This is a genomic window from Neochlamydia sp. EPS4, from assembly GCF_000813665.1.
Taxonomy (GTDB): Bacteria; Chlamydiota; Chlamydiia; order Chlamydiales; family Parachlamydiaceae; genus Neochlamydia.
Window position 1 is genome coordinate 1 of record NZ_JSDQ01000069.1, and the last position, 1515, is coordinate 1515.

At 41.3% G+C, this 1515-nt stretch carries 1 protein-coding gene; it reads right to left on the bottom strand.

Going from position 1 to position 1515, the window contains the following annotated elements; translation table 11 throughout:
- Positions 1–1171: leucine-rich repeat domain-containing protein (locus tag DB42_RS10560; protein WP_052436066.1), on the bottom strand; the 1171-nt coding region annotated here is incomplete at its 3' end.
- Positions 1172–1515: the final 344 nt, after the last annotated feature.

Genomic DNA, 1515 nt, shown 5'->3' on the forward strand with positions numbered 1-1515 from the left:
AGGTGAGCTGGTTTTGATTTAAGTCAGGCGTTTGCAGCTGAGACAATTGCCCAATTTCTGTAGGAAGGCTGGTGAGCTGGTTTTGGTTTAAGTAAAGCCTTTGCAGCTCAGGCAGCTGCCCGATTTCTGTAGGAAGGCTGGTGAGCTGGTTTTGGCTTAAATGAAGCCATTGCAGCTGAGACAATTGCCCAATTTCTGTAGGAAGGCTGGCGAGCTGGTTTTGGTTTAAGTCAAGCCATTCCAGCTGAGACAGCCGCCCAATTTCTGCAGGCAGAGAGGTGAGCTGGTTTTGAGTTAAGTAAAGCTCTTGCAGCTGAGACATCTGTCCGATTTCTGCAGGAAGGGTGGTAAGCTGGTTGCTATTTAAGTTAAGCTTTTGCAGATGAGATAACTGCCCGATTTCTGCAGGCAGAGTGGTGAGCTGGTTTTGATTTAAGTGAAGCTCTTGCAGTTGAAACAATTGCCCGATTTCTGCAGGCAGAATGGTGAGCTGGTTTTGATTTAAGTGAAGCTCTTGCAGCTGAGACAACCCCCCGATTTCTACAGGCAGACTGGTGAGCTGGTTTTGATTTAAGTAAAGCCCTCGTAGTTGAGACAGCTGGCATATTTCTGGGGGTAAATAAGTCAAGCCTACTCCAGATAAATCTAAAGCCGTGGTATTTTTACAATTTTCTTCAATCCAACCTCTAAGAAGCTCCCCTTGTTTTTCTAAAGGTAAGTACTTGATTTTTTCTTGACTTAAGTATTCCGCTCCACCAGGCAGTGCTTTCCACATTAGCAGACGATTAATATTTATAAGATAAAAGACATAGTTAGCCAGAGTAAAACGCCTTTTTTCCTGGGTTTTCCATTTAAATTCTAGCTCCACAGGAGCAAGGGATTTAGCTAGAGTAAAGGCCTCCTTGAAGATTGCCTTAGCTTTTTCTCCTTCAGAAAACCTATCATCCAGCTTATAAATCATATCTAAAATAAAAGCCTGCTTGCTAATATCCCCTGGGGAAACATGTACTTTACCTATTTTTTTATAAAGAGAAGGCATCACTTCAGAAGCCAGCAGATGATGCCATCTTTTACAGACGGTAAATAAGGAAGGAACTGCGCAAGCCTCTAAGATAGGGAGCAGCAATTCATTGGGCAAGCTTTCAATAGAGGCCGAAGAGATAGGATACATTTTATTTCCCTGGGTAGTAATGACTTTTCAGCATTTTTATTTATTAAAGGCAATATAAAAAAATTAAAAAAGCAAGTCAAACCAATTCATATTCTTACCAATGAAAAACAACTCACAGATAATCTACCGGCGCTTTTATTTCAGATAGATTTAAGGAAAGGGGGGGCTTCCAAGTATTCAGGAGCAGCCACAGGTTTTGGCGATTAAGTGATGCGGCAATTTTGATTTGGCTAAAAAAATGAGATTGATTCTTTGCCTTATTTGAGAAAAACGGCTCTTTTTGGCGCAATTTTTTAATTCTTTTACCGAATGATGGAATACAATACGCCTAGCTTCTTCCTGCC